Annotated in this window: 24 protein-coding genes and 3 pseudogenes; 12 read left to right on the plus strand and 15 right to left on the minus strand. The window is 69.9% G+C overall.

Annotated features, from left to right (window positions below; genetic code table 11):
• The first annotated feature begins 29 nt into the window (after positions 1 to 29).
• From ACYVHQ_RS00915 to ACYVHQ_RS00935, 5 genes and pseudogenes are all read left to right on the plus strand, one after another.
• A complete protein-coding gene (locus tag ACYVHQ_RS00915; protein WP_460510044.1) occupies positions 30 to 926 on the plus strand; it encodes a UbiA family prenyltransferase in 897 nt (298 codons plus the stop codon).
• Complete coding sequence (locus tag ACYVHQ_RS00920) at positions 923 to 2,356, plus strand: phytoene desaturase family protein (RefSeq protein ID WP_460510046.1); 1,434 nt, start codon at positions 923 to 925, stop codon at positions 2,354 to 2,356. The genes ACYVHQ_RS00915 and ACYVHQ_RS00920 overlap by 4 nt, the downstream gene beginning before the upstream one ends.
• Positions 2,357 to 2,687: 331 nt before the next feature.
• Positions 2,688 to 3,242 (plus strand): annotated as a pseudogene (locus tag ACYVHQ_RS00925) (recombinase family protein); the annotation flags it as partial.
• The gene (locus tag ACYVHQ_RS00930) at positions 3,239 to 3,886 is read left to right on the plus strand and encodes a hypothetical protein (RefSeq protein WP_460510048.1); all 648 of its coding nucleotides are present in this window, start codon (positions 3,239 to 3,241) and stop codon (positions 3,884 to 3,886) included. The pseudogene ACYVHQ_RS00925 and the gene ACYVHQ_RS00930, both read left to right, overlap by 4 nt.
• Before the next feature lie 268 nt (positions 3,887 to 4,154).
• A complete protein-coding gene (locus tag ACYVHQ_RS00935; protein ID WP_460510050.1) occupies positions 4,155 to 4,958 on the plus strand; it encodes a TipAS antibiotic-recognition domain-containing protein in 804 nt (267 codons plus the stop codon).
• Positions 4,959 to 4,964: 6 nt separating this feature from the next.
• Here ACYVHQ_RS00935 and ACYVHQ_RS00940 read toward each other — a convergent pair whose 3' ends face one another.
• The gene (locus tag ACYVHQ_RS00940; protein ID WP_460510052.1) at positions 4,965 to 5,849 is read right to left on the minus strand and encodes a DUF2268 domain-containing putative Zn-dependent protease; all 885 of its coding nucleotides are present in this window, start codon (positions 5,847 to 5,849) and stop codon (positions 4,965 to 4,967) included.
• 112 nt (positions 5,850 to 5,961) lie between these two features.
• Entirely contained in the window at positions 5,962 to 6,951 is a 990-nt protein-coding gene (locus tag ACYVHQ_RS00945) for a helix-turn-helix transcriptional regulator (protein ID WP_460510054.1), read from the minus strand.
• Positions 6,952 to 7,050: 99 nt separating this feature from the next.
• Here ACYVHQ_RS00945 and ACYVHQ_RS00950 point away from each other — a divergent pair, with 99 nt between their 5' ends.
• Both ACYVHQ_RS00950 and ACYVHQ_RS00955 read left to right on the plus strand, forming a co-directional pair.
• Positions 7,051 to 7,509 carry a VOC family protein gene (locus ACYVHQ_RS00950; protein WP_460510056.1) on the plus strand — a complete coding sequence of 153 codons (459 nt, stop codon included), beginning with the start codon at positions 7,051 to 7,053 and terminating at the stop codon, positions 7,507 to 7,509.
• A gap of 65 nt (positions 7,510 to 7,574) precedes the next feature.
• The gene (locus ACYVHQ_RS00955) at positions 7,575 to 8,132 is read left to right on the plus strand and encodes a YdeI/OmpD-associated family protein (RefSeq protein ID WP_460510058.1); all 558 of its coding nucleotides are present in this window, start codon (positions 7,575 to 7,577) and stop codon (positions 8,130 to 8,132) included.
• 415 nt (positions 8,133 to 8,547) lie between these two features.
• Here the strand turns inward: ACYVHQ_RS00955 and ACYVHQ_RS00960 are convergent, their stop codons facing one another.
• Positions 8,548 to 9,111, minus strand: a complete 564-nt coding sequence (locus ACYVHQ_RS00960) for a GNAT family N-acetyltransferase (protein WP_460510061.1) — start codon at positions 9,109 to 9,111, stop codon at positions 8,548 to 8,550.
• A 171-nt stretch (positions 9,112 to 9,282) separates the two neighbouring features.
• Complete coding sequence (locus ACYVHQ_RS00965; protein WP_460511204.1) at positions 9,283 to 9,933, minus strand: GNAT family N-acetyltransferase; 651 nt, start codon at positions 9,931 to 9,933, stop codon at positions 9,283 to 9,285.
• Between the two features lie 416 nt (positions 9,934 to 10,349).
• Here ACYVHQ_RS00965 and ACYVHQ_RS00970 point away from each other — a divergent pair.
• A pseudogene (locus tag ACYVHQ_RS00970) lies at positions 10,350 to 11,053 on the plus strand (DJ-1/PfpI family protein).
• 155 nt (positions 11,054 to 11,208) lie between these two features.
• Here the strand turns inward: ACYVHQ_RS00970 and ACYVHQ_RS00975 are convergent.
• Positions 11,209 to 12,135, minus strand: coding sequence for an SDR family oxidoreductase (locus ACYVHQ_RS00975; RefSeq protein ID WP_460510063.1), 927 nt, complete (start codon positions 12,133 to 12,135; stop codon positions 11,209 to 11,211).
• Positions 12,136 to 12,215: 80 nt separating this feature from the next.
• On the minus strand, positions 12,216 to 13,049 hold the full coding sequence (locus ACYVHQ_RS00980; protein ID WP_460510065.1) for a helix-turn-helix transcriptional regulator: 834 nt from the start codon (positions 13,047 to 13,049) through the stop codon (positions 12,216 to 12,218).
• A 507-nt stretch (positions 13,050 to 13,556) separates the two neighbouring features.
• Here ACYVHQ_RS00980 and ACYVHQ_RS00985 point away from each other — a divergent pair.
• Positions 13,557 to 13,751: a hypothetical protein gene (locus ACYVHQ_RS00985; protein ID WP_460510067.1), complete on the plus strand. Its 195-nt coding sequence runs from the start codon at positions 13,557 to 13,559 to the stop codon at positions 13,749 to 13,751.
• 443 nt (positions 13,752 to 14,194) lie between these two features.
• Positions 14,195 to 14,515 carry a hypothetical protein gene (locus tag ACYVHQ_RS00990; RefSeq protein WP_460510069.1) on the plus strand — a complete coding sequence of 107 codons (321 nt, stop codon included), beginning with the start codon at positions 14,195 to 14,197 and terminating at the stop codon, positions 14,513 to 14,515.
• Positions 14,516 to 14,651: 136 nt separating this feature from the next.
• Here the strand turns inward: ACYVHQ_RS00990 and ACYVHQ_RS00995 are convergent, their stop codons facing one another.
• Complete coding sequence (locus tag ACYVHQ_RS00995) at positions 14,652 to 15,107, minus strand: MarR family winged helix-turn-helix transcriptional regulator (RefSeq protein ID WP_460510071.1); 456 nt, start codon at positions 15,105 to 15,107, stop codon at positions 14,652 to 14,654.
• Between the two features lie 63 nt (positions 15,108 to 15,170).
• Between ACYVHQ_RS00995 and ACYVHQ_RS01000 the strand changes: the two genes are divergently transcribed.
• A complete protein-coding gene (locus ACYVHQ_RS01000) occupies positions 15,171 to 15,539 on the plus strand; it encodes a VOC family protein (RefSeq protein ID WP_460510073.1) in 369 nt (122 codons plus the stop codon).
• A 65-nt stretch (positions 15,540 to 15,604) separates the two neighbouring features.
• On the opposite strand, the gene ACYVHQ_RS01005 is transcribed toward ACYVHQ_RS01000, so the two are convergent.
• Positions 15,605 to 16,018 carry a hypothetical protein gene (locus ACYVHQ_RS01005; RefSeq protein WP_460510075.1) on the minus strand — a complete coding sequence of 138 codons (414 nt, stop codon included), beginning with the start codon at positions 16,016 to 16,018 and terminating at the stop codon, positions 15,605 to 15,607.
• 13 nt (positions 16,019 to 16,031) lie between these two features.
• A complete protein-coding gene (locus tag ACYVHQ_RS01010; RefSeq protein WP_460510077.1) occupies positions 16,032 to 16,607 on the minus strand; it encodes an RNA polymerase sigma factor in 576 nt (191 codons plus the stop codon).
• A gap of 213 nt (positions 16,608 to 16,820) precedes the next feature.
• Between ACYVHQ_RS01010 and ACYVHQ_RS01015 the strand changes: the two genes are divergently transcribed.
• Positions 16,821 to 18,524 carry an endo-1,4-beta-xylanase gene (locus ACYVHQ_RS01015; RefSeq protein ID WP_460510079.1) on the plus strand — a complete coding sequence of 568 codons (1,704 nt, stop codon included), beginning with the start codon at positions 16,821 to 16,823 and terminating at the stop codon, positions 18,522 to 18,524.
• 89 nt (positions 18,525 to 18,613) lie between these two features.
• Here the strand turns inward: ACYVHQ_RS01015 and ACYVHQ_RS01020 are convergent.
• The 6 genes and pseudogenes from ACYVHQ_RS01020 to glgX all read right to left on the minus strand — a co-directional run.
• Positions 18,614 to 18,748: pseudogene (locus ACYVHQ_RS01020) on the minus strand (DUF3459 domain-containing protein); the annotation flags it as partial.
• 151 nt (positions 18,749 to 18,899) lie between these two features.
• Entirely contained in the window at positions 18,900 to 19,142 is a 243-nt protein-coding gene (locus tag ACYVHQ_RS01025) for a DUF2283 domain-containing protein (protein WP_460510081.1), read from the minus strand.
• Between the two features lie 4 nt (positions 19,143 to 19,146).
• Positions 19,147 to 19,983 (minus strand): DUF4258 domain-containing protein, encoded by an 837-nt coding sequence (locus tag ACYVHQ_RS01030; protein ID WP_460510083.1) that lies wholly within the window; start codon positions 19,981 to 19,983, stop codon positions 19,147 to 19,149.
• A gap of 640 nt (positions 19,984 to 20,623) precedes the next feature.
• Entirely contained in the window at positions 20,624 to 22,378 is a 1,755-nt protein-coding gene (treZ, locus tag ACYVHQ_RS01035) for a malto-oligosyltrehalose trehalohydrolase (protein WP_460510085.1), read from the minus strand.
• A gap of 27 nt (positions 22,379 to 22,405) precedes the next feature.
• Positions 22,406 to 24,754: a malto-oligosyltrehalose synthase gene (treY, locus tag ACYVHQ_RS01040; protein WP_460510087.1), complete on the minus strand. Its 2,349-nt coding sequence runs from the start codon at positions 24,752 to 24,754 to the stop codon at positions 22,406 to 22,408.
• Entirely contained in the window at positions 24,751 to 26,949 is a 2,199-nt protein-coding gene (gene glgX / locus ACYVHQ_RS01045; protein ID WP_460510089.1) for a glycogen debranching protein GlgX, read from the minus strand. Before glgX ends, treY begins: the two co-directional genes overlap by 4 nt.
• Positions 26,950 to 26,980 lie beyond the last annotated feature (31 nt).

Genomic DNA, 26,980 nt, shown 5'->3' on the forward strand with positions numbered 1-26,980 from the left:
CGGCGCCTCGGACGCGTACGCTCGGGCCCGTGACCGACGGCAGCGAGCGGATGTCGCGCACCGCGTCGTCCGAGATCGGCGAGGCCGTGCGCCGCCTCGTGCTCGTCTCGCGCCCGGTGCTGTGGATCAACACCATCGGCTCTGGTCTCGTCGCCGTGTGGCTCACGGGCGCACTGTTCGACCTGCGGGCCTTGCCCGTCGTCCTGTGGCTCACCCTGCCGTTCAACCTGCTCATCTACGGCGTCAACGACATCTACGACCAGGAGACGGACGCGGCCAACCCCCGCAAGGGCTCCCTCGAGGGTGCCAGGATCCGGCAGTCCGAGGTGCGGCTCATCGCCTGGGCCGTCGCCGCCGTCAACGTCCCGTTCCTCGTCTGGTTCCTCGTCGCGCTGCCGCCGCTCGCGAACCTCGCGATCCTGCTCTACGCGGGCGTGTTCGTCTTCTACTCCGCGCCCCCGCTGCGGTTCAAGGCGCGGCCCTTCCTCGACTCGCTGAGCAACGCGGGCTACGCCCTGCCCCTGGTCATCGTGCCCGCGACCCTCGCGGTGACACCGGTGTGGCCCGCCGCCCTCGGCCTGATGGCCTGGAGCGTGGCCAAGCACGCCTTCGACGCGGTGCAGGACATCGTGGAGGACCGCGACGCGGGCATCACGACCACCGCCGTGCGGCTCGGTGCGGGCGGGACGGCCCTGTGGAGCGGGGCCTGGTGGATCGTGTCCACGGCCCTGTTCGCCGTGGTGAGCGTCCCCGTGGCCGCCGTCAACCTCCTGATCGCCGGGATCCTCGTGGTGTCCCTGCTGCGCGACCCGACGCCAGGGACCGGTCACCGCCTCTACCGGTTGTCGGTCGCCTTCCCGTACATCGCCGGGTCGTTCGCCGGGGTGCTGCTCATCGTCTCGATCGTGCTGGTGGGCTACCCGTGAGCCGCATCGTCGTGGTCGGCGGCGGGATCGGCGGGCTCACCGCCGCCGCGCTGCTCGCGCACGCGGGCCATCGGGTCACCCTGCTGGAGGCCTCCACCGAGCTCGGCGGCAAGAGCCGGCGCCTCCAGCTGGGGGAGGACCGCATCGACACCGGGCCGTCGCTGGTGACGTTCCCGGCGGTGTGGGACGAACTGCTGCGGCGCCTCGGCGACGACGGGCGCGCCACCGGACGCACCCGCGAGGACGGCGGGCTCGACCTCGTGCGGATGCCCGAGGTGGGCCGCTACTACTACGACGGCGAGGAGACCTCCCTGCCGGTGGCGCCCGGGCACCCCTGGTACCCGGCGTGGCGACGGTTCTCCGACCTGCACGCTCCCCTCGCCGACGACGTGACCGAGCTGCTGCTCGCCGACCCCCTCGACCGGGCCGCCCTGCCGGCACTGCGCCGGCTGCTGGACGTCTACGGCTCGCGCCTCACCACGCGCGCCTACCTCGACGGCCTTGCGTGGCTGCCCGACGGGCTGCGGGAGATCATCGCGATCCACACCCTCAACGCGGGCGTCTCGCCCTCGCGCACCCCGGCCCTCTACGCGAGCATGCCGGCGATCATGGCGGAGACCGGCGCGTGGGTACCGCGCGGCGGCGTCTACGAGACCGTCCTCGCGCTGGAACGGCTGGCCGAAGCAGCCGGGGTCGAGGTGCGCACCGGCGAGGCCGTCAGTCGCGTCGAGCGCGGGTCGGTCACCACCGCCGTCGAACGCTACTCCGCGGACCTCGTCGTCAGCGCCCTGGACGCCGACCGGCTGGCCACGCTGATGGGCCCGTCGCGGATCCCGACGGTGCCCCGCCTGCGCCCGCGGGCGCTCTCCTGCTCGGCCGTCGCGCTGTACGGCGTGCTCCGGGAGGACCTGCCGGCCGAGATCGCGACGCACAGCGTGGTGCTGCCGACGAAGCCCGCCGCGCTGCACCGCAGCCTCGAGGCGGGCGAGGAGCCGGCGGACACCATGGTGTTCGTCAACCAGTACCGCGCGGGCGAGGTGTACCCGAACCCGCACAGCACCGTCGGGATCCTGCTCACCGCGCCCGCCGACGGCGGTCGCTACACGGCCGAGCACCCCTTCGTGCGGCGTGAGGTCGACCGCGTCTCGGCGGCGATGGGGCTCGACGGGCCCCTCACCGACCTGCTCGACGAGCAGACGGTGCTCGATCCGCAGTACTACGGCGAGGGCGGCGAGCCGCACGGCGCGCTCTACGGCGCGGCGCGCCCGCCGTGGCTGAGCGGGCCCTTCCACCGCCCCTCCTACAACGACCCCTGGCGGCCCTGGCTGTGGCGGGTGGGCGCGTCGGTGCACCCCGGCGGCGGCATCCCCGCGGTGGTGGGCGGCGCGATGATCGCCGTGACCCGGCTGCTGAAGTCGAACCCGGCCTGACGCCGGGACGTGGAGGGGGAAGGGCAGCCTCGGACGCGGCGCTTTCTTGCTCCTGCCGTGCCGTGGGGTGTGATGTCGCACTCCGGACGCGAAGAGCGAACGGCATCGGCCCTGGATCGTGCACGGGAGAGTCGTGAGGAGCCCATGAAGCCCCGACCGCGAGACGACGATCGTCCCGTGGAGCCGTCGTTCATCGGGACACCTGCTCGAGGCTGTCTCGGCTGGCTGAGGCCAAGTGGCGCCTGGCCTGCGGATTCGCGTATGCCTGTCCCGCAAAAGTGCCCGGTGACGGGGGTTTGAACGCTACAGTCATCGGATGCTCATCGGATAGGCCCGCGTCTCGACCTCGGGACAGGATCTTGCAGCACAACGTGACGATCTCGCAGCACTTGGTGTTGACGATCAACACGTCCATGTTGACCACGGCCTTTCGGGGACGACTCGAGCACGGCCGGGCCTCCGGGAGGCGCTGGCAGCGTGCCGTGCCGCCGACGTCCTGGTCGTCACGAAGCTCGACCGCCTCGCGCGTTCACTTCGCGACGCGACCGACATCGCGGACGAGCTCACAACGAAGGGCGTCGCCCTGAACCTCGGGGGAGCGGTCTATGACCCCACCGACCCCGTCGGCCGGCTCCTGTTCAACGTCCTCGGCATGGTCGCCGAGTTCGAAGCCGACCTGATCCGTGCTCGGACCCGGGAGGGCATGGCGATCGCCAAGGCCGCAGGCAAGCTCCGCGGCCGCAAACCCAAGCTCACCCCCTCGCAGGAGAAGCACCTCGTGCAGCTGCACCGCACCGGCGCCCACACCACCAGCGAGATCGCCGAGCTCTTCGGTGTCGCCCGCTCCACGGTCTATCGGGCCATCCAACGGGCCGCCCAAGCATGATCGCGGACTCCGTTCCATGGCGCCAGCAACTCTGGGCCTCCTCGACCTATCTTGAAAAGCGTGCTGCGTCGCGACGCTGGACGGAACGCACGTCGTATCTAGTCGAGCGAGATCTCATGAACGGGATGTTTGCCATCCGTCGCCTCATGGAGTCTGCGAAGACATCGTCGAACATTCCGCGCGAGAGGGTGTCCTGTGGGGTGCACGGGCTCGCCGGACGGGTGCCGCAGATTTACGACCGCTGGGCTTTTTGGGAGCACTACGACGTGGAGTCGAAGCAGCAAACACAGCTCACGGTTAGGGAGTTGGTCTCGCTTTTCATCCATTCGTTCGTGCTGGACTTCTACCCGACGTCTGACGATGGCCCAGCGATGATCTGGGTTGTCTCCGACCGTGACAGGCACAAGCGCCTGTATTCCATGTCCTTCGAGCAAGTCGTCAATCTCTTCCGCCGGATCGGCTCGGAGGAAATCGTCTTCCGAGCCGGGGCTTTCGACGAGACAGCCGTGCGTCTGTCTCAACACGACATGGTCGACGCTGGCTTTGCGAAGTACGACCCGTTTCCCGCGGCCACCAACTCATCGGCGAGTCTCGATGCGCTCCGGCACGCCTTTCCGCACCTCAACTGGTTGAAAGACTCGTAGGCAGCAAGGCAGAGCCCGAGCCCGTCACACAAGACCACCCGATCGGCCACGACGTTGGCGGCGATCGGCAGCGCCTTGGACCGAAGACATTGCGGAACGCTTCGAGGTGCATGGCTTGGTTTCTCGGATGTCCGATAGCCGATCCCCTGCCGGACATGCTTTCGAGGGGAAGTTGACCGCACAGGAGCCACAGCTACCAATGCGCGGTCGGCGCATCTCGCCCTGGGGCCCAGCTCTGCCCCGGGTGGGCATCGGGCAGGGTGAGTACATGAGCGATCTGCGGGGCGAGAGTACTGAGCTCATTGGCGCAGTGGCGCGATCGCTCGGTGTCAGTGTGCGGACGTTGCACCACTGGGATGCGGAGGGGGTCGTCGTTGCCTCCGGACGAACGGACGGCGGATACCGGACCTACCTGCCCGGGGACATTGCACGCGCGCGACGCGTCCGGTTGATGCGGGAGATCGGCGTCCCGCTCCAAGGCATCCCCGCGTTGCTGTCGGGGGATGCCGCGAGCCGTCGCGCGGAGCTGGCGCGACGTCGTGCTGCGCTCGAAGCGGAGATCACTCGCTTGCAAGAGTCGATGGATGCCGTTGACCGGCTTGTGGCTGCTGAAGAGTCCGGTGTCCTACTCAGCACTGAGGAGCAGGCGGACGTGCTTGGAGAGGGATGGGATCCGGCATGGAGCTCTGCAGCCCGGGAGCAGTGGGGAGACACCCATCAGTGGGCGGAGCACGCCGAACGTTCCAGCCAGCGCAACGCCGACGACTGGAGCGCGGTGAACGCGACGGTGGACCAAGCGACGCACGCTCTCGCCCAAGGAATGCGCGCCGGCCTCCAGCCAGGGAACCCCGAGGCCGACGCCCTCGCCGAGCGCCATCGCCAGGCGATGTGCGGGTACTTCCACTGCACCCCGTCCATGCACGTTCTCATCGCCCGTCGCTTCACCACGGAGCCGGGTTTCACGGAGCACTACGAACGGCTGGAGCCAGGGCTGGCGTCGTGGGCGAAGGAAGTCGTTGAAGCCGCGGCTAGGGGGCGCGGCATCGACCTCGAATCGGTTGTGTGGGAATAATGCCCTTCAGGCGAACGCTCGCCGTGCGATGTCGATGATGTCCCTGCTCGGCATGTGCAGCGCGTCGACGGCGGCCGTGCCGGTGGATGAGAGGTACGCGTCGACCATCCGGTTACCGACTGCGTAGCCGGCGCCGGTGGGGACCCCGACGGGCTCGGCGCCGAAGCGCCGCGCTGCGTCGTCGCCGTGGACCCACGCGGCGAAGTTGTCCATTCCGGCGACGTCGAGGCCTGCGAGCATCCGAGTGAGCACGTCATCGTCCTCGAGGTGCGGCAGCCCGATGGGCGTGTACCCGAGGGCGCCGTGGAGTTGCCGAGCGAAGGCATCGGCGAGCCCTTCCGAGATGACCTGCTCCCCGACCTGAACGGTCGCGGGATCCCACACCACGCCGCCCGGCGCGTAGCGCAGGTTGTGGTGCAGCTCGTGGACGGCCGCAGCTTCGAGCCGCTCGAGGTTCTCCTCAGTCGGCCATAACGTCAACGTGATGAAGCCGGTCATGCTGCCGTTTCCACTGAAGCCGCGGGCGGGCCCCATGAAGTACTCATCGTCTGGGTTTCCCAGGATGAGCAACGTGCTGATGTCGGGGACCACGAGGTCGGGAACGGCCGCAGCTTGAACCTCCACAGCGGCCGTCAGGGCTCGCTCGATACGGCCCCACGCGTCGGCCTGGACCAAGCTGCCGAGCGCGTCCCGAAGCACGTCAGTCGGCCGGTCCAGCGGGAACCCGAAGCTCATCTCGTGCAACGCGACCAGGTCGGGCTCACCGGGGAAGTACCGATACATGTCACGCATCGGGGTCAGTAGCCGGCTGAGGGCCGCCCGGCGCGAGGGCTCGGCGACCGCGAGGACGTTGGACATGCCGTCAGCTGTATCGAGGACTGTCATCACCATGACCCAGACGCTAGAGACTGACGCTGCGTCAGGGTCAAGTCGGCTGAGCAGGGGTTGTGCTGTCCGGCAGAGGATCGCTCAGCGGGAGCGCTGCGGCCTCTTTCATCATGCGTCACGTGTCGTGGACCGGCCCTGCAGTGCTCGTGCTGGCGAATCGTTCGGCCAGTGTGGCGAAGGCGGACGCGAGCTCGGGAGGTTCGATGACTTCCATGCGTACTTCGAATCTCCCGTACGAGGCGGCCAGCGCTCCCCATGACCAGGAACCCGTCTCGAGCGTGCAGGTGTGTTCGTCGAGGGCGGCGACCGTCCCGTCGCCGGCGAAAGGCAGGACGTCGCGTGCGGGGAGGTGGAGCAGGACGGTTCCTCGGCAGGGCCACGCGTTCACGTCGGATCCCTTGAACCGGGCGGAGACGAACTCGTCGACGTCGCCGCCGGGCACGCTGCGAGGAGTGAAACGGGGGCCAGCGGGTACTCGCGGCGCAACGCGGTCGACGCTGTAGAGGCGCCAGTCGCCGCGGTCGAGGTCCCACCCGACGAGGTACCACCGGCCGTGGGACGTGACCAGGTGGTGTGGCTCCACGCGCCGGGGCGGATGAGGGAGCTGCTCAGAGGCGTCCCGGGTGAGGTAGTCGAAGCGGAGGGTCTCCCGTTCGCGGATGGTGTTCGCGAGCGTCACGAGCACGTCGAGGGACATGTGGCGGGGTGCCGCATCGCCGGCACGTCCGATCGTGGTCACGTCGAGGGCGTCGAGGCGGTGCCGGAGTCGCGACGGCATGACCTGCCGGATGGTGCCGAGGGCACGGACGGCGGCTTCCTCGATCCCCGCTCCGAGGCCGGGGGCTGCCTGGAGGGCGACGGCCACCGCGACGGCCTGGTCGTCATCGAAGAGCAACGGCGGCAGCTCGCTGCCAGCGTCGAGCCGGTAGCCGCCATCCGGGCCCATGGTGGCCCGGATGCTGTAACCCAGCTCTCGGAGACGTTCGATGTCCCGGCGCACCGTGCGGTCGCTGATCTCGAGCCTTGAGGCGAGGAGCGTTCCCGGCCAGTCACGACGAGTTTGGAGGAGCGATAACAGGGTGAGCAGCCGCGATGTCGTCGTCATGGCCTCACCCTAGATCCGGTCTAGGACAGGAGCTGACCTGGACGCCTGGGAGGGTGAGGTCATCGCCCAGCCGGGGCCGACTTGATCGAGGAGCAGAAGATGACCATCCAGACGACCACCCACCTCAACTTCCGTGGCGATGCGCGTCAGGCGCTCGAGTTCTACCAGTCGGTCTTCGGCGGGCATGTCGTGATCAACACCTATGCGGACTTCGGCGTGCCGGCCGAGGTGCCCGGCGCTGACAAGGTCGTCTTCGGCCTTGTCGCCGCGGAGAACGGCTTCCGGGTGATGGGTTACGACGTCCCCGGGCAGCTCGAGGGCTCCCTCGCCGGCGGCGGATCGACCCGCCGCGAGAACAGCACCACGATCACCGATCAGGCGTTGTTCGTCTCGATCAGTGCCGGTACCCTCGACGAGCTCCAGGGCTACTGGGACGCGCTGGCGGTCGACGCCGTGATCGTCGAGCCGCTGGCCGCGTCGGCGTGGAGCGCAGGCTTCGGCATGCTCACCGACCGCTTCGGCGTCACCTGGAGCGTGACCGTCACCGTCACCGTCTAGGCGTCTCATCGTCGCGGTGCGGGTCGATCAGGCCCGCACCGCAGGACAGGAGCAGGAGGAGACCGATGAGGGCGCACGACCAGTTGATCCTGCCCGACGCTGCCGCATGGCGGGAGTGGCTGGAGGAGAACGAGGCCACGTGCGACGGGGTCTGGGTGACGCTCGCCAAGAAGGGCACGCGCACGCCGACCTCGTTGACGTACTCCCAGGCACTGGACGAGGCACTCTGCAGCGGCTGGATCGACGGACGCAAGACCGCCATCGACGCTGCCACCTACCGTCAGCACTTCACTCCGCGCCGCGCCCGGTCCCTGTGGTCCCGACGCAACGTCGAACTCGTCGTGGCACTCACCGCCTCCGACCGGATGCGCCCTCGCGGCGTCTCTGAGGTGGAGCGCGCGCGAGCAGACGGGCGTTGGGAGCGGGCCTATGCCGGGGCCGCTTCGATGGACGTGCCCCAGGACCTCCTGGCCGCGCTCCGAGCGGCACCCTCTGCGGAGGACGCGTTCCGCGCACTCAGCAGCACCGCGCGCTATCTGATCCTGCTCGACGTGACCACCGCGCGCACCGAGAAGGTGCGCGCCGGACGTATCGCTCGCCATGTCGCGCGGCTCATGGCCTGAAAGAACCGATTGCTGCGCTTGCTATCCCAGGGGCGTCCCACTGGAAGATCCCTCACCAAGAACGATTCCGGACTGACCTATCGAGACGGGCCGAGTCCCGTAGCTGCGGGGGATCGACCCGCCGGCGCGGTCGTCCGGTGGCCGATCGTTCATCGAGATCCGTTTCGGACTGACCTAACGAGACAGCCAGCGCCCATAGCTGCGGGGGAGTAGCTAACCTCCGCCGTGGATCGGTGACCGATCGGCTATTGAGACATCGGCGCGAGGCGTTTCAGGAGCTGTACCAGGCTTTCTCGCTCTTGTGCACTGAGGTTCACCAGCAGCGCTCATTCCGTGGCGAGGTGCTCGGGAAGGACGCTGTCCTGGACGCAAGCCGCTGGGATGGCAGTCGTCCTGCTCTGCGTCAGCACGGCCGTCACGCGGCGGGCGCGTCCTGCTCTGCGCCGTGACCGGCAGTAAGCACCATCCCGTACAAGGCCACATCGGCTCGCTCCGGGCTCAGTGCAAGAGCGGAGCGAAGAGTGCCCTCGTGCATGAAGCCCAGGCGCTCCGCTACTGCTCGACTACGGGTGTTCAAAACCGCCGTTCGAATCTCGATTCGCGCTAAGCCTTCCGCGCGCGCCTCATCGATCAGTGCTTCGCATGCCCGGGTCACCACTCCCTGTCCCTCATGCGCTGCAGCGATCCAGAATCCCAACTCTCCGATGCCGGCATACCGGTCGAGGCGTAGCGATGCGCTCCCGACGGGCTCGTCGCCATAGGTGATCATCAAGGGGAGACTCGTGCCCTGCTCGTAAAGCGCTATCGCGAACGAGGCGTATGCCTCAGCAGATTCGAGAGTCTGTTCCGGAGCAGCCCAAGGTTCCCAGGCTCGTAGGCGCGACAGCTCGTTGAGGGTCAGATCATGCATCACTTCGACCGTCGAACCATCACGCAGAGCAAGGCCGTATCCATCGCCGAGGTCGTGAGGCAAACGCATGAAATGACGTTACTGCAACTCCACTCACCGAGCCGAGGGACGACTCCTGTGACGGGTCGCCCGGCCTTCACCGCTCACCAGCGTCCGATAGCCGATCCGTAACTGGGAGGCGCGCGACGTCGGTGTTCCTGCCTGACGGCTGATCCGTGGTGGCAGTCCGTCGGCCCTGGTCTAGGAGGCGAACAGGCGGAGTGCGTCCTTGCTGAGCGAGCGGTCGGCGAAGAGGAGTCGTATCGCGTCCGGGTCGGGGTTGCCCGCGTCCGGGCCGCGCCAGACGAGCTCGAGGCCTGCGCGCTGGGCGGCCCGACGTGATCCCTCGTTGTGCTCGAGGAGGGACGCCACTAGTGGCAGGTCGCGTCCTGTCGCGGTCGTTGCCTCGCGGGACGCCGAGACGATCTCCTGCGCGTAGCCGCGTCCCCACGTTGATGGTGCCAGGCGGTAGTAGATGTTCCACGCAAGGCCCCCGCGAAGGCTGGGGCCGCCCATGCCGACCAGCGCGCCTGTCACCGTGTGCCGTGCGACCCAGACGTCGACGCCGTTCGCCTCCCACCCTGCCAGGTACCTATCGACCAGTTCGCGGGTATCTGCGAACCTGGTGTGACGTGCGGACGGCAAGTGCTTCCAGACGTCCGGGTCGGCGTGGAGGACATGGAGTTCCGAGAGATCTCGCTCCGTCGGGCGGGAAAGGGTCAAGCGCTCCGTCAGCGTCGCCTGGATCGGGTGGGCCATGTTGGCCATTCTCCCGTCCGTCATGTCGGCATCGACAGCGGCGGTCCGCGCGAGCGGTGTCACCCTGATGGAGGCGACCGGGAGGGGATCCATCACCGCCCGACGTCGAGAGACCGTATTTCGAGGCTATGACCGACGATGAGCGCATGAGGCCCGCGCGGCGTGCCGCCGTCGCCCCGATGTGCTTCTACGCGGGGGCTGGCGTGTTCTAGGGACTGGGCCTTTAACGCGTAGATGTTGCCGATCGGTGGGTCTGGCTCTCCGTCGGGACACTGCTTGCAGCCGCTGGTGTCTACACCTCCGTCCGAGCTCGCCGGCGTTGCGCCGGTGGTAGAGCCTTTCTCTGTTGCGGACCGGACAACCGATGTCGTGGTCATCGATCTCGCCGCCTGCTAGGGGATCGGCGCCCGGGATCTCCGCGGTCGGGCGAGGATGGACACACGAACACCCACGTCGAGTTCGTCGCGCTGCTGTTCCCGAATGTGACGCAGCTCGACTTGACCGGCCCGGTGCAGCTCTTCTCACGGCTGCCCTGTGCGACCAGAGACCTGGCCTGGCACGACCGCGAACCGGTCGACACCGATGCAGGACTCGCGATGGTGCCGACGAAAACGTTCGACGAAGCCCCACAAGCCGACGTTCTCTTGATCCCGGGAGGGCAGGGCGCCTTCGACCTGCTCGACGACGAGCGGGCCATCGACTTCGTCAAGCGGCAGGCTGGCACGCACGCTACGTCACCAGCGTGTGTACTGGAGCGTTCGTGCTCGGGGCCGCAGGGCTGCTGGTCGGCAAGCGGGCGACGACGCACTGGGCATCCCACTCGCTGCTCAGAACCATCGGAGCTGAGCCCGAGAATGCGCGGGTGGTTCGTGACGGTCGAATCATCACGGGAGGCGGGGTGACCAGTGGCATCGACTTCGCCCCTAACGTCGCGGCTGAGGTGTACGACGACGACACGGCCCGTGCCGTACAGCTGACGATGGAGTATGACCCTCACCCCCCCGTTCGACGCTGGATCACCTACGCGTCCGGAGGCCGATCCCGCGCAGGTCCAACGCGCCGTTGCCGACGCTCGGCGCCGACGCGGGCCAGTCATCGCCCGAGCAGCATCCCGGCTAGGACTGGCGTCGCGATAGCCGATGGTCCAGTGAGACCTGACGAAGAACTCGGTGTTCGTCGAGCTGGCTCCTGCTCAGAACGCCTCGGCCGTTGAGTCGTACCGCGAAGATTCATGGACTGCGGCTGAGTCAGGCTCTCCCTGAACAGTCTCAGCGGCGGAGTCAGTCAACCAGCGCCTCGAGGACGGCTGCCGGATCCTCGGTGGCGGGACTGCCGTCGGACAAGGCGCGCACCGCTCGAGGCGCGGTGTCAGGCCCGCGGCAGGGTGAGTTCCGCCGAGACGTCCCATAGTGCCTGAGCAGTCGCCAGGTCGGTCATCGGCTTCCAGTGCGGGAGGCGCGTGGGCGAACCGCCGACGGTACGACGCGGTCCGAAGAACTCGTCCCCGGCCGCTGTGGGGGCGGTCGCTGCCATGAGCGCGGGGAGGGCGGCGCTCTCGACAGTACCGAGCACCCCGAGGCGGGACAGAGCCTCGATGACGCGACGTTCACCTCCGGCCCTCTCCCGCCCCATACCGGGCTGGGCGGCGAGCAGGTTCGTCGGGGAGACGCCCGGGTGGGCGAGGTTGCTCGTGATGCCCCAGCCTTCGGCGCGGCTGCGCGCGTCGAGCTCGCGGGCGAACAGGCCGACGGCGATCTTGGAGGCCCTGTAAGCACGCATGACGTCGTAGCCCTGTCGCTGCCGGGCGAAGTCGTCGAGATCCAGCGTCCCGCTGCGGGCGGCGACGCTCGTCTGGTGCGTGACGCGAGCGCGTCCGGCCTGCAGGAGGGGGAGCAGTCCGAGGGTGAGGGCGACGTGGCCGAGGTGGTTCGTGCCGACCTGCAACTCGAAGCCGTCAGCCGTCTCCTGCCGCGACGGCGGCCGCATCACCCCGGCGTTGTTGACGAGGAGGTGGACGGGCCGGCCTTCGTCGCGGAGCCTCCCTGTGAGGTCGGCGACCGACGCGAGCCGGGAGAGGTCGAGGGGGACGACCCTCACCGAGGCGCCCGGCACGACCGAGCGGATGTGGGCCGCGACCCGGTCGCCCTTCGCAGCGGACCGGACCGGGAGGACGAGCTCGGCGCCGGCCGCCGCGAGACGTCGTGCGACGACGGTGCCGATGCCGTCGCTGGCGCCGGTGACGACCGCGAGCCTGCCGGTCTGATCGAGGACGTCGAGGTGGGGCGTGGTGGGCATGGGGTTCTCCTCCGGGGGCGTGGGTCGTGCGCGTCACCTCAGGCTGGTGCGCGGCCGCCGATGCATCCAGGACCCGCCGATCAGCTGCTGAGCGAGCCGACGACCGCGAGCAGCTGGAGGCGCTCGGCGCTGACGCTGCCGGGCTCCGCCGTGTAGACGAGCAGTCGGTGCGACTGGTCGGGGTCGACCAGCGTCTGGCAGGCCAGCTCGAGCGCACCCACCTCGGGGTGCAGGAACCGCTTGACGTCGGGCAGCGCCACGCCGACCTCGTGCCGGTCCCACGCCGCGCGGAACTCGACGTGGACCCGTAGCTCGTCGACGAGCTCGGCGGCCCGCGATCCCGGGCCGCGCAGCGCGACGAGTTCACGGAGGCCGGAGGCGTAGACCCGCGACAGGACGGCGCGCTCCTCCGGTGGGTAGGCCTCCTGTGCTCCGGCGTCCGTGAACCACCGGAAGCCGAGACTGCGCCTGCTGCCCGTGCGCTGGGAGGCGTCACCCGTCAGGGCCCGCCCGAGCGGCGTCTGCCGGAGCGTCTCGCCGAGCTCGTTGACGACCTCGGCGGGGGTGTCGACCAGCCGGTCGAGGACGCGCGAGAGGCCGGGCTCGACGTGTTCGCCGCCGCTGCCCCGCACGGGCGGCTGGTGGCCCGCGAGCCGGAACACGTGGTCGCGTTCCCTCACCGAGAGGTGCAGGCCCTGGGCGATGGCCGCCATCATCTGTTCCGATGGGAGCGGGCCGGTCGCCCGCTCGAGTCGGGCGTAGTAGTCGGTCGACATGCTGCACAGGACGGCGACCTCCTCGCGTCGCAGGCCCTCGGTGCGGCGGCGCTGACCGCGGGGCAGGCCCACGTCCTCCGGCTGCAGGGCGGTGCGGCGGCGGCGGAGGAAGTCGGCGAGGGCGGGACGATCGATCACGGTCCGTTCCTAACGCATCCGGCGTCCCTGGTCCACGGCTCGGCGATCCACCCCTCGCGTCGAAGGCCACAGGTTTCGCGCGCCTGATGACGATCGTTCGTGACTGCCCGGTAGGGGATCGGGAACCGAGACACTTGGCCAAGGCGCGGGGCAGGAGCACACTGAGGCGGTGATCTACTACGTCGCACCTCTCGTGCTCGGGGCATCGTTCGGGGGGCTTTGCCTTGTTCTGCGCGGAGAGGAGCGGGCTCGCCGGCGCAAGTAGATCCACGGTCCGGTGCCCAGGAGTCGATCGCTGATCGGACCCACTCTGAGACCGCTGGCTGCGGCCGCGGTGGTGATCGGGACGGGCGCCTCGACGTGCTCTGTCGTGCAGGTGTCAGGTGCGTGTCGGGTCGCTCTCGTGGACCTCGGGGCTGGTCGTTCTTGGTGTGAGGTTCATGAACGAGACACGGATCGTCGATCTCCGGACCCAGGCGGGTTCGAGCCCTGTACTACGGGGTCGGCGTGCTCGTCACGATCGCCGTCATCGTTAGAGTCGCCACCGACGTCGTGCCGACCGTCGCGATCTTCTCGATCCCTGCGTACTGGGTCGCCGGGTGGCTGTTGTCGATGTTCCTGTTCCTCGTCGTCCTCAGCCCGCGCCTCGACCGCGCCTATCCCCTCTCCCGTGCAGCCACGGACGACGTGACGAGCAGGTAGGCACAATGTCCGAGAGGGGACCCTCTGCCGAGATGCATCGTCGGCGCGGCAGGCACATCGCGATCCCTGCTGGTAGAAGCGGGGCATGACCTACTCAGTCGTGCCGATCGCCCACGTCCCGACGTCGGCTGCGGAACACCCGGCCTCGAGTCGGTGGGACCGACGGCTCAACGGCCCGCTCGGGGTCGGGGCCTTCGGGCTCTACCAGGTCGACCTCCCAGCCGATGCCGAGACGGTGCCCCACGATCACCGACACGAGGGCGTCGAGGACGCGTACATCGTCGCCGACCAGCCTTGCTCCTGGAACATCGCGGCCTCCGTCGGTTCCCCCGAGCGTGGCACGGCTGGGGTAGGGGGTCGACGGTTCCGTGCGACAGTCGGTGCCCGAGAGGGGATCGCTGATCGGGGGTGCGCGCGTGGTAGCCCGTGCGTAGCTTCAAGAGATGACCGCCGAAGACCTCGTCGCGCTGGTGCGTCCTGTGTTCGTCCGATTGCTCAGCGATGCGGAACTGATGTCCTTGGGCTTGGAGGTCGTGTGGCTGCACGAGCCGGACGGCACTGCCCTCCTCAGCAGTGGACCCATCGACGGAGAGGGCGTTGCCGTCCGATGGTCGATCCTCGGGGAACAGGGATGGTCGGGCGAGCTGGACCCGCGGGCGGGCGTCGCGGCACTTCAGCGTGCTGTGCTCGGCGACGTGCAGGACTTCATCGCGGAGAGTGGCTTCGGTTGGGGTCAGCTCCGACTTCCGCCGGCCACCGCGTGAGCTTCGAGGCGCCCGGTAGCGGATCGTCTGCCGGTGGGCCGTGGCGGACGAGGTTCTCGCTGGTCTTGTCTCTGAGCGCCCTGCTCGTCGGTAGTCGTGCACGGCCGGTCCTGTGTGACCTGTGAGGAGTGAGCATTCAGGATCCGTGTTCGTCGCGCAGGGCCCGGACCATCGATCTGAGGGCGTGCAGCGCGTGCGCCTGCTGTGCGCCGGTCAGGCCGCGGAGCATCCTGACCTCGACCTCCCGGACGGCCGTCGACGCCTTCTCGAGGTCCTGTCGCCCCTTCGGCGTCAGGCGGGCGGGCAGCGCGCGCCCCGTCGGCGCCTCGGACGGCCTGGTGACGGTGCCGTCGCGCTCGAGGGCCTGCAGCAGCACGTTCATCGACTGCCTCGTCACGAAGGCACCTCGTGCCAGGTCCGAGTTCGACGAGCCGGGCCGCTGGGCCAGCAGCTCCAGGCACGAGTAGTGCGTGACGGTCATGCCGAGCGGTCGCAGGGCGTCCTCCATCGCTCCCCGGAGGGCGCTCGAGGCCTCTTTGAGGAGGTACCCCAGCGACGTCTCGAGGTCGACGGCCGCGTCGTGTGGACTCATGTCAGTAGTTTGACATAGGCTGCCCCGTGTCAGGAACCTGACACGACAGACGAAGGAGTACCCATGCCCGTCACCGGCCCCGATTTCCTCTCCCTCCAGGTCCGCGACCTCGACGCCTCCCGGTCGTTCTACGAGCGCTACCTCGGGTTGGAGCGTTCCCCCGCCGGCCCGCCGCACGCCGTCGTCTTCACCACGACGCCGATCGCGTTCGCGCTGCGGGACCTCCTGCCCGGCATCGACCTCGACGGCGACGTGCAGCCCGGCCTCGGCATCGCCGTGTGGCTGCACGCCACCGACGTCCAGTCGATCCACGACGCCCTGGTGGCAGACGGCCGTCCGATCGTGTCGGCGCCGATCGACGGCCCCTTCGGTCGCACGTTCACGTTCGCCGACCCCGACGGGTACCACGTCACCCTGCACGACCGCGCCTGACGCTCCGGCCGCGGTGCGCGTCGTGGCGCACGGGACGGGGCTGGCCGTCGCCGTGCGCGCTCCGCTCACCCGAGCCCGACGACGTCCGTCCACGTGGCGCCCGTCGCGCGTGCCACGTCGTCGCGGCAGCGGTCGACGTCCTCGGCGAACCGGGGCTGGCGGTCGCCGTCCACGGAGAAGTGGACGGCCTGCCCGATCTCGAAGCCGTCGGAGGAGGCCACCCAGACGTTCCAGCCAGCGTCCCGGAGGCACGAGGCGACCGGACCCAGGTAGGGCGCCCCTGCTCCGATCTCGCCCCTGGCCTGCGGGGGCAGCAACGTCGTCGCGGCGGCGATGCCGGTGACGCCGAGCACGACGACGCCGGCGGCGACGCCCCCACGGCGCAGGCGCCGTCGGGCGTGCAGGCGGTGGGAGACGGAGCGCTCGACGCGAGCCGCGGCGGCGTCCAGGTCGCTCTCGGACCAGTGGGTGTTCGTCATCGTCGTCCTGCCTTCAGTTCTCGTAGCGGGTCTCTGCGGTGGCGGCGCGGAACGTGCGCAGACGTGCACGGATGCGTTGGACGCGCTTCCGCGTCGCCGGGGTCGTCAGGCCGAGGGCCCGGGAGGCTTCGTCGTAGCTGCACTCCTCGACGAAGCAGAGCCGGACCAGCTCGCGGTCCGCCTGCGTGAGGCCGTCGAGGGCGTCCCGCAGGGCCGCGAGCTCTCCTGCTGCCTCTCGCCGGTCGCGGCCCCGTTCCCACTCTCGGAGGTGGTCCACGCCCTCGAGGTCGCTCGTCGCGTGACGGAGCTGGCGACGGTTGGTGGCCAGGGCGACGTTCCGGGTCGTCACGAGCAACCACGGCAGCAGGGACCGTGCCGGGTCGAGGTCCGCCCGTCGGCGCCAGGCCACGAGGAGCACCTCTTGAGCGACGTCCTCCACGCTGGCCCGGTCCGCCACCACCGAGGCCGCGTAGCGCAGGATGCTCCGGACGTGCAGCCGGGTCAGGTCCTCGAACGCCTCCAGGTCACCTCCTCGTGCCCGTGCCACCAGCTCGTGCTCGGTGTGCCCCGTCCTCGTTCGTCGCTCCATCGCCCGTCCTCGCTCCCGCTCTCAGTAGTGAAGTGCCCCCGGCGCCCGGTCCGTGACCGGTGATCTGCGTGTCGGGTCGGCGGCCTCGCCGATCACGGACCCTCGCGCGCCGTGGCACGCTCGCGGAGCGCGCGTGGTGGTGGAGACTTCGGACATGCAGAGGGACGAGCCCCACGGTGCGACCGCCCGGGCGATCACGGCAGGCGTCCGCTGATGGCGATCCGCACCGACCGGCGCCGGCTCGTCGCGGGCGTGACGGCAGCGTCCCTCGGCCTCGTCCTGGCGGGGTGCGCCCCGACGACCCCGCCACCCGAGCGCACCAGCGTCCTCGACGTGCTGCAGCAGGACTGGCAGCACGTCCCCGGCGTCGTCGTGGACGGCGACGAGCTGCGGGTCGCCGCGACCGGCAGGAGCATCGTCGAGCAGGACGGCGGGGGAGGGCAGGAGGACCCTCCGGTCGCCCTGGCCGGGACGCACCTGGTCGGCGTGGGGGACTTCACGTTCCGTGCCTCCTTCACGGACCTGAGCGCCGAGGCCCGCCTCTCGCTCTACGACAGCCCGCCCGTCATCGCGGACGAGTTCCGTCTCGAGCCCGCGGGACTGCACCTCACCCTCCGAGGCGACGACCTGCAGGTCACCGTCTTCGACGGCTCGCGCCCGCGCGACGTCACCGACCCCCGACCCGTCCAGGACGAGCACGTGACGATCGCCGACCCCGAGGGCGAGCTCTCCGTGCACCGTCGCGGCGATCAGCTCGAGATCGCGAGCGACGGCAGCACGGTGACCACCCTGGCGCTCGGCGACGTCTTCCGCTCGGGCGAGCTCTGGCTGGGGCTGTCGAGCGACGAGGGGTCCTTCACGGTGCGCTCCCTCACCGCCGAGGCTCCGGGTGGGAGCTCCCTGGCCGCCGCGGGTCCCGTCGTCGACGCTTCCCGACCGTCCCCGGACGGCCTGCAGGCCCTGGCCGCCCGCTCTCGCCCGGACTTCCTCGTCGGCGCGGCCGTGGCGCTCGGTCCGCTCGTCTCGGACGCGGACTACGCGGACCGGTTCGTGGGCGAGTTCGGGGCCCTCACGCCGGAGAACGCGCTGAAGCCGCAGGCGCTCTCCCCGCGGCAGGGCGAGTACGCCTTCGAGGAGGCGGACGCCCTCCTCGACCTGGCCGAGAGCAAGGGCATCGTCGTCCACGGTCACACCATCGCCTTCAGCGAGGCGATGCCCCGCTGGATGCAGGAGCTCCCCACGGGGACCGACCAGGACCGCCGGGCCAGCGCCGAGGTCCTGCTCGACTACGTGAGCACCGTCGTGACGCACTTCCGCGGCCGGTGGCACTCGCTCGACGTCGTCAACGAGCCGTTCGACGTCGACCAGGGCACCGACCTGCGGGACAACGTCTGGCTGCGCGTCTTCGGCGAGGACTACCCGGTGGTCGTCTCGCGGGCGGTGCACGCGGCCGACCCTGACGTCGAGCAGTACGTCAACGAGAACGGTGCGGACGTCCCGGGGCCGCGTCAGGACGCCCTGCGCCAGCTCGTCCTCGACACGAACGCGCGCGGTGGGCACCTCCACGGCGTGGGCCTCCAGGCCCACGTCTACGACCTCGACACGGACGCCCTCTCGGCCGGGGACCTCGCGACGACGTTCGACAGCTTCGAGGAGGCAGGACTGGCCGTCCGGATCTCCGAGAACGACGTGACGGACGGTGAGGGCCGGGAGGCCCAAGCGGAGCAGTACGCCACGGTCCTCGCGACGTGCTTCCGTTCCGAGGCCTGCGTCTCGTACACGACGTGGGGCGTGGACGATCGGTTCGATCGGTGGATCGACGACGACGGCAGCCTCCAGGACGGCCACGACCTGCTCTTCGACGACGGAGAGCCGACGCCGGCGTACGACGCGCTGAGGAGCGTGCTCGAGGGCTGAGGCGCGGGCGGCGGTCGACCGTGCGCCCCGAGAAGGCAGGAGGCCCGGAGCGCGACGTGCGCTCCGGGCCTCCTGCCTGCTCGTGGCGTCTAGCGGACGACGGCGACCGAGTGCGCCGGGAGCGTCAGCGAGCTGCCGGCCGTGACGGACGCGTCGCTCGTGAAGAGCACCTCGTCGGCCGCGACCTCGAGGGTCGCCGGCTGCTCGGCGAAGTTCACGACGACGCGGAGGGCACCTCAGGGCAGCATCCAGTAGTCGAAGGCGTGAACGTGGTGTTCGTGCAAGTGCGGTCCGAGCACGGCTTCTCGCTCGATACGAGGCCACGCCAGTGGTCGGTTCTTGCTCGGATGATCGAGAAGTCTGAACCGCCAGGCGTCAGGGTGACGTTCGACCACCGGGCTCGAGAGAGTCCTGGATCACGCGTTCCGGCAGGATCTCCCGCGCGTTGAGGAGTTCTAGTCCGAGAAGGCGACCGTCCATGTCGAAGTCGAGAATGATCTCTCCTTTGCCACCGGGTGTTTCGATCGAGTGAATCTGCTGGGTCGCCTCTCCGGCGCCGACGGATCCCACGATCTGGATGTAGGCGGCGTTCGCATCGGTGTCGTACGTGATCTTCATCTGCCTAGCCCTTGGTGACGGTGATGATCGTGCCGTTCGCATTGTTCACGACTACACGGATTTTGTTCTTTCCCGACCCTTGGGTGAAAACGGATGTGTTGCCGTTCCCCTTGGTCTTCTTGCCGTTCTGGACGACCTGCCTGATGAGGGCCTGGCTGACTCCCCGCTGCGCAGCGCGGGTGGCCACGTGCGTCGAAAGTCGTGCCATGACCAAGAGTGCCGGAATCCAGAAGGGATCAGCAACCACGGGGAACGCCGTGGTGGAAGCGAAGTGCACGTGCTGCACGATGGACGTGCCGCGAACTTCGTAGGAGGTGGGTACTGCGTGGCCAGCCGCATCGATGGCCCACGCTGGCTCGAAGAAGCCGAGCATCGTGCCTTCGGAATCCCAGACCGTGATACCGCCATCCTCCAGTGGCACGAGCGCGACTTCCTCACCCATGTCGAAGGTGTACTCCGTGGGTGCTGAACTGGACTCGATGTGGATCAGCGCTCGGAAGGTGCCGTTGCCCGTGTCCTGTAGGGCCGTGGTGTAGCCCTCCTCTCCTGAGACATCGAGGGAGAGGTCGTCCTTCTGGTAGCTCTGTAGGGCGTCGCCCGGCATGGCGATCTGCACATCAGTGCCTACACCGCTAGGGGCGCTGACCGTTCCACCGGACAGCTCCAGTTCAAGAGTCAGGGTCTCGGTGCGCGATTGATCTGGAACAGGCTCTTGTGCCTTCGTCGCTGACTGGATCGCGTCTGCTCGCGCCACTGTTTCGGCGGCTGAAGCAGGGTTCACGCCAGTGAGGACGAGCGCGCCGGTGACGACGACTCCGAGCGTCAAGTGGATGTACTTCACGAGGGCCTTTCATGGGAGGAGCAGGAGAGGCAGGGCGGGCACGTTCATGATGCACGCGAGAGTATTGTCCAGGATGAGATATGACGAATTCAAGGTGCCGCCGGTCTTGGGGCCTGTGAGGTCGGGCGCCGCGCCCGATCCGCACGACGAGCAGCAGGGCCTGCCGTGGCACGGCCTGCAGCCACAGGGCCGGACACCGTCCGACGAGCTGCCGTCCGGCAAGCGGGCCGCGCGGGCCGCACCGCGTCTGCTCGACGCCACAACGCCCCTGTGGGCTGCACGGGGTGACGACCCTGGCCGTGAAGCCCTTCGTTGTCAGGTACTTCGACCTGTCAGGCAAGGCGAGCCGCAGGGAGTATCGGTGGGTCCAGCTCGCCCTGGTGCTCGCCTACGTCGCCGCCGGCCTTCTCGCCTTCCTGGCCCGCGCGCGAGGCTCCCCCACGAACGCCTCGGGGGAGTCGCAGCCGGGGCGTGGCTGCTGACCTTCGTGCCGTGCCTGGGCAGCCTCGTGCTGCTCGTCCTGGCGACCCTGCCCTCGCAGCCGGCGGGGGCGGGCTTCGACCGGCCCGAGGGCTGACCGCGGACGACAGGAGGCCCGGAGCGCGACGTGCGCTCCGGGCCTCCTGCCTGCTCGTGGCGTCTAGCGGACGACGGCGACCGAGTGCGCCGGGAGCGTCAGCGAGCTGCCGGCCGTGACGGACGCGTCGCTCGTGAAGAGCACCTCGTCGGCCGCGACCTCGAGGGTCGCCGGCTGCTCGGCGAAGTTCACGACGACGCGGAGGTCGCCACGGTGCAGGACCAGCCAGCGGGCCTCGGCGTCGTGCTCGACCGAGGTGCGGTCGAAGCGCGGGTCGGTGAGGTCGGGCTCGGAGCGGCGCAGGGCCGCGAGGCGACGGTAGGCGTCGAGCACGACGGCGTGCCGGCCGCCCTCGAGCTCGGACCAGTCGAGCTTGGACCGCTCGAACGTCTGCGGGTCCTGCGGGTCGGGCACGGTGGACTCGTCCCAGCCGAGCTTGGCGAACTCCTCGATGCGACCCTTCGCCGTCGCCTCGCCGAGCTCGGGCTCGGGGTGCGACGTGAAGAACTGCCACGGGGTCGAGGCCGCCCACTCCTCGCCCATGAACAGCATGGGCGTGAAGGGCGAGGTGAGCGTCAGCGCCGCGGCGATGACGAGCTGGCCGTCGTCGAGCGTCTCGGCGAGGCGGTCGCCGATCGCGCGGTTGCCGATCTGGTCGTGGTTCTGGTTCGCCACGACGAGGCGCCAGGCCGGCGTGTGCTCGGTGTCGACCGGGTGGCCGTGGTCGCGCTCGCGGAACGACGACCAGGTGCCGTCGTGGAAGAAGCCCTTCGTGAGCACCTTCGCGAGCGCGTCGAGCGAGGCGAAGTCCTCGTACCAGCCGGTCGTCTCACCGGTGAGGGCGACGTGCACGGCGTGGTGGAAGTCGTCGCTCCACTGCGCGTCGAGGCCGTAGCCCTGACGGTGCTCGGGACCGTAGCCGCCGCCGTCACGCGGCGTGATGAGGCGCGGGTCGTTCATGTCGCTCTCGGCGATGAGCGTGAGGGGGCGCCGGAGGTGCGCGCTGAGCGCCGAGACGCGGGTCGCCATCTCCTGCAGCAGGTGCACCTCGGAGTCGTCCTTGAGGGCGTGCACGGCGTCGAGGCGCAGGGCGTCGACGTGGAAGTCGTCGAGCCACATCAGCGCGTTGCGCAGGATGAACTCGCGCACCTCGTGCGCGCCGTCGTCGTCGAGGTTGACGTTGTCGCCCCACGTGTTGGCGTGCTTGCTCGACAGGTACGGGCCGTAGGTCGGCAGGTAGTTGCCCGACGGCCCGAGGTGGTTGTAGACGACGTCCTGCACGACGCCGAGCCCCGCCGCGTGGCAGGCGTCGACGAAGCGCTGGTACGCCTCGGGCCCGCCGTAGGCCTCGGTCACCGCGTACCAGTCGACGCCGTCGTAGCCCCAGTTCCAGGTGCCGTTGACGGCGTTGACCGGCAGCACCTCGACGAGGTCGACGCCGAGGTCGACGAGGTGCGGCAGGCGCTCGATCGCGCTGTCGAGCGTGCCCGCCGGCGTGAAGGTGCCGATGTGCAGCTCGTAGACGACCGAGCCGGCGAGCTGGCGGCCCGTCCAGCCCTCGTCGGTCCAGGCGAAGGCGTCGAGGTCGACGGTCTCGCTGAGCCCGTGCACGCCGTCGGGCTGACGGCGCGAGCGGGGGTCCGGCAGCGGCTGGTCGGCGTCGTCGAGGAGGAACCCGTAGCGGTGGCCCGGACCCTCGTCGAGGCCGGACGGCGCGCGGAACCACCCGCCGTCGTCGGCCGTCATCGGGTGGACCTCCCCGTCGAGGGAGAGGCGGACGGTGCTGGCGCTCGGGGCCCAGACGTCGTACGTGCCCATGGTCGTGCTCCTGTCGTGCGGTCGGGTCTAGCGGGCGGGGGTGGGGGAGACGGGCACGAGCAGCGCCACCGGGTAGGTCGCCAGCAGCTCGGCGAGGCGCACCTCGCCGCCCTGCAGCTCGAGCCCCGTGAGCGCGTCGCGCCAGGTACCGCCGTGCAGTAGGACGACCGTGTCGCCCCACCCGCCGGCGCGCTCGAGGCCGAGCGGCAGGCGCGTCGCGACCACCACGGCCCCGCCGCGGTCCGTCGCCAGCACCGACTCCGCACCGGGTCCGAAGACCGGCAGGGGCGCGTACCGGGTGAAGAGCTCAGGGCGGTCGCGGCGCAGGGTCAGCGCGTGGTGGGTGACCACGAGCTTGGCGTGACCGGTCTCGTCGACGGGGGGCGTGGCTCCTGCCCGCACCTCGTCGAGCACGCGACGGCGCTCGTCGAAGTCGACCTCACGACGGTTGTCGGGGTCGACCAGCGAGCGGTCCCAGAACTCGCCGCCCTGGTAGACGTCGGGCGCACCCGGGCCGGTGAGCTGCAGCATCGCGACGCCCAGGGCGTTCACGTAGCCCGCCTCGCGGACCAGGTCGACGACGCGCTCGAGCTCGGCGGACACGGCCTGGTCGTCGAAGCAGGCGTCGACGAGCGCGTGCATGCGCTCCTCGAAGGCCTCGTCGGGCTCGGTCCACGTCGTCGAGGTGCTGGCCTCGCGCGCGGCCTTCTCGGCGTACGCGTGCAGGCGCTCGCGCGACGCCGGCCAGGCACCGACGATCGACTGCCAGAGGATCGACTCGAACGGTGCGTCGCCGAGCGGCGCCAGCTCGCGCAGGCGCGCCAACGCTGCGCGCCACTCGCCGGGCAGCTCGCTGAGCACCGAGATGCGGGCGCGCACGTCGGCGCTGCGCTTCGTGTCGTGGGTGGACAGCGTCGTCATGCCGAAGGGGCGCTCGGCGAGGCGTCGCTGCTGACGCGCGTGGAACTCGGCGGGCTCGAGGGCGGACTCCGCCGGGTCGGCGCCCACCTCGGTGAGCGTCGCGAGGGTCGACCAGCGGTAGAAGGCGGTGTCCTCCACGCCCTTGGCCATCACCATGCCGCTCGTCTGCTGGAACCGCACGGCGGCCGGGTGGGCCGGGTCGGCGAGCGTCTCGGCGACCGTCGCGAGGGTCTCGGCCAGGTCGGGCCGGTGCTCGGTCGCGACGCGGAGGGCGGTCCGGAGGTCCTCCTCGCCCTGGGGCAGGTAGCTGCGGTACACGGGGAACGCGGCGGCCAGCTCGGCCAGCGCGTCGTGGACGACCGGGTCGGCCTCGCCGCCGGCCGGCGCGAGCAGCCGTGCGAGGCGGGCGATCTCGCTGCCCAGGATGCCGTCCGCGATGCCGCGCTTGGTGCCGAGGATCATCGCGTGCCAGTCCTCGGCCGTGCCCGTCCCTGCCCCCGCGAGCTCGGCGTGCAGCGCCTGCAGCGGTGCCGCACCGGCCGGGTCGACGAAGACGCGGTCGAGGTCGGCCAGGGCGTCGTAGCCCGTGGTGCCGTCGGTGGCCCAGTCCTCGGGCAGGGTCTCGGGCCCCTCCAGGATCTTCTCGACGAGGACGTGCGCGCCGCCGGTCAGCTCGGCGAGGTCGTCGAGGTAGCGCCCCGGCTGGGCGAGGCCGTCGGGGTGGTCGACCCGGAGGCCGTCGACGAGCCCGTCCCGGAACCAGCGGCCGATCTCGGCGTGGGACTCCGCGAAGACCCACGGCACCTCGACGCGGACGCCGGCCAGGGTGTTCACCGCGAAGAAGCGGCGGTAGTTGAGGTCGGTGTCGGCGCGCTTCCAGTGCACGAGCTCGTACGCCTGGCGCGCGTGCACGTCGGCGGGGGCGTCGCCGGCCGAGGCCGTGCCCGGGGCGATCGGGTAGGCGTTGTCGTAGTAGTGCAGCTCGTCGCCGACGATCTCGAGGCCCTCGATCGTGCCGTCCGCCGCGGGCGCCTCGCCGAGCACGGGGACGAGCAGCTTGCCGCCGCCCGCCGCCCAGTCGACGTCGAAGGCCTCGGCGTAGCGCGAGTCCTGGCCGTGCGTGAGGAGGTCCCACCACCACGGGGTCTCCTTGGGCGTGGCGACGCCGACGTGGTTGGGGACGATGTCGACGAGCACGCCGAGGTCGGCGTCGTGCGCTGCGCGGCTGAGCTCGTCCAGGCCCTCGGCGCCGCCCCGGGCGGGGTCGACGCGCGAGTGGTCGACGACGTCGTAGCCGTGGTCGCTGCCGGGCTCGGCCTCGAGCAGCGGCGACAGGTAGACCCAGTCGGCGCCGAGGTCGCGCAGGTACGGCACCAGCCGCGCGGCGTCGTGCAGGTCGAACGACTCACGGACCTGCAGGCGGTAGGTGGAGCGGGGGTGCTTCTGACGGGTCACGACGGGTCCTCTGCGGTGGCCCTCAGCACCACGAGCGAGCGTGCCGGCACCGGCAGGCTGTCGCCGGCGCGGAGGGCGACCGGCGTCTCGGGGGCCGAGGGGGGTTGGGGGGTGGTGGCGGCGCGGGTCGCGGCGACCGAGCGCGGCGGAGCGGTGGGGTGCGGTGCCGGGGGCGTGACGGTCGTGTCGACGACGACCTCCCAGCCCTCGGCGTACTCGTCGGGCGGCAGCACGAAGGGCACGGTCTCGCTGCTGGCGTTGAAGTAGAGCACGAAGTTGACGTCGACGATGCGGCCGCCACGGTGGTCGCGGCCGCGGATGCCCTGGCCGTTGAGGAACATGCCCACGGCGCGCGCGTAAGAGGTGTTCCACTCCTCCTCGTGCATGGGGTCGCCCTCGGGCGTGAGCCACACGATGTCGGGCAGCGGCTCGCCCTCCCCGCGCGTCACGGGACGCCCGTTGAAGTGGCGCTGGCGGCGGAACGTCGGGTGGTCGTGCCGCAGCTTGATGACCTCGGCCACGAACTCGACGAGCTCGCGGTCGGCGTGCTCCCAGTCGATCCAGCTGAGGGGGCCGTCCTGCGCGTAGACGTTGTTGTTGCCCTGCTGCGTGCGGCCGAGCTCGTCGCCGTGCAGCAGCATCGGCACGCCCTGGCTGAGCAGCAGCGTCGCGAGGAAGCTGCGCTGCCGCTGCTCGCGCAGCGCGATGATCGTGATGTCGTCGGTCTCGCCCTCGACGCCCGAGTTCCAGGACCGGTTGTGGCTCTCGCCGTCGGCCCCGCCCTCGCCGTTGGCGTCGTTGTGCTTCTCGTCGTACGAGACCAGGTCGCGCATGGTGAAGCCGTCGTGCGCCGTGACGAAGTTGATGCTCGCGACCGGGCGTCGACCGTCGCGCTCGTAGAGGTCCGCCGATCCCGTGATGCGACTGGCGAACTCGCCGAGCGTCGAGGGCTCCCCGCGCCAGAAGTCGCGCACGGTGTCGCGGTACTGGCCGTTCCACTCGGTCCACTGCGGCGGGAAGTTGCCCACCTGGTAGCCGCCGGGGCCGACGTCCCAGGGCTCGGCGATGAGCTTCACCTGCGAGACGATCGGGTCCTGCTGCACGAGCTCGAAGAAGGTCGAGAGGCGGTCCACCTCGTAGAACTCGCGGGCGAGCGAGGAGGCCAGGTCGAAGCGGAAGCCGTCGACGTGCATCTCGGTGACCCAGTAGCGCAGGCTGTCCATGATGAGCTGCAGCGAGTGCGGGTGGCGCACGTTGAGGCTGTTGCCCGTGCCGGTGTAGTCCATGTAGTACTGCTCGTCGTCCTCGACGAGGCGGTAGTAGGCCGCGTTGTCGATGCCCTTGAACGACAGCGTCGGCCCGAGGTGGTTGCCCTCGGCCGTGTGGTTGTAGACGACGTCGATGATGACCTCGATGCCGGCCTGGTGCAGCACCCGCACCATGGTCTTGAACTCCTGCACCTGCTGGCCGATGTCGCCGGTGGCCGAGTAGGCGGAGTGCGGCGCGAAGAAGCCGATGGTGTTGTAGCCCCAGTAGTTGCTGAGCCCCTTCTCGAGCAGGGTGTTGTCCTGCACGAACTGGTGCACGGGCATGAGCTCGAGGGTCGTGATGCCGAGCTTCTGCAGGTGGGCGATGATCGCCGGGTGGGCGACGCCCGCGTAGGTGCCGCGCTCCTCCTCGGGCACCTCGGGGTGCGTCTGGGTGAGGCCCTTGACGTGCGCCTCGTAGATGACGGTCTCGTCGTAGCCGACCCCTGGCGGCCGGTCGCCCTGCCAGTCGAAGAACGGGTTGATGACGACGCCGAGCATCATGTGCGGGCCGCTGTCGTCGTCGTTCCGCGAGTCGGGGTCGCCGAAGTGGTACGCGAACAGGGACTCGTCCCAGTCGATGGTGCCGCAGGTGGCCTTCGCGTAGGGGTCGAGCAGCAGCTTCGCGGGGTTCGCGCGCTGGCCCGTCGCGGGGTCGTACTCGCCGTGCACGCGGTACCCGTAGCGCTGCCCGGGCTGGACGCTCGGCAGGTACGCGTGCCAGACGTGGGCGTCGACCTCCTTCAGGTCGACGCGCGTCTCGGTGCCCGCCTCGTCGAAGAGGCAGAGCTCGATGCGGGCGGCGGCTTCGCTGAAGATCGCGAAGTTGGTGCCGCTGCCGTCGTAGGTCGCGCCGAGGGGGTAGGGGTTGCCGGGCCAGGTGTGCAAGTGGACCTCCGATTGGACTCGATCCAGACTA

Source organism: Frigoribacterium salinisoli, from assembly GCF_054781095.1.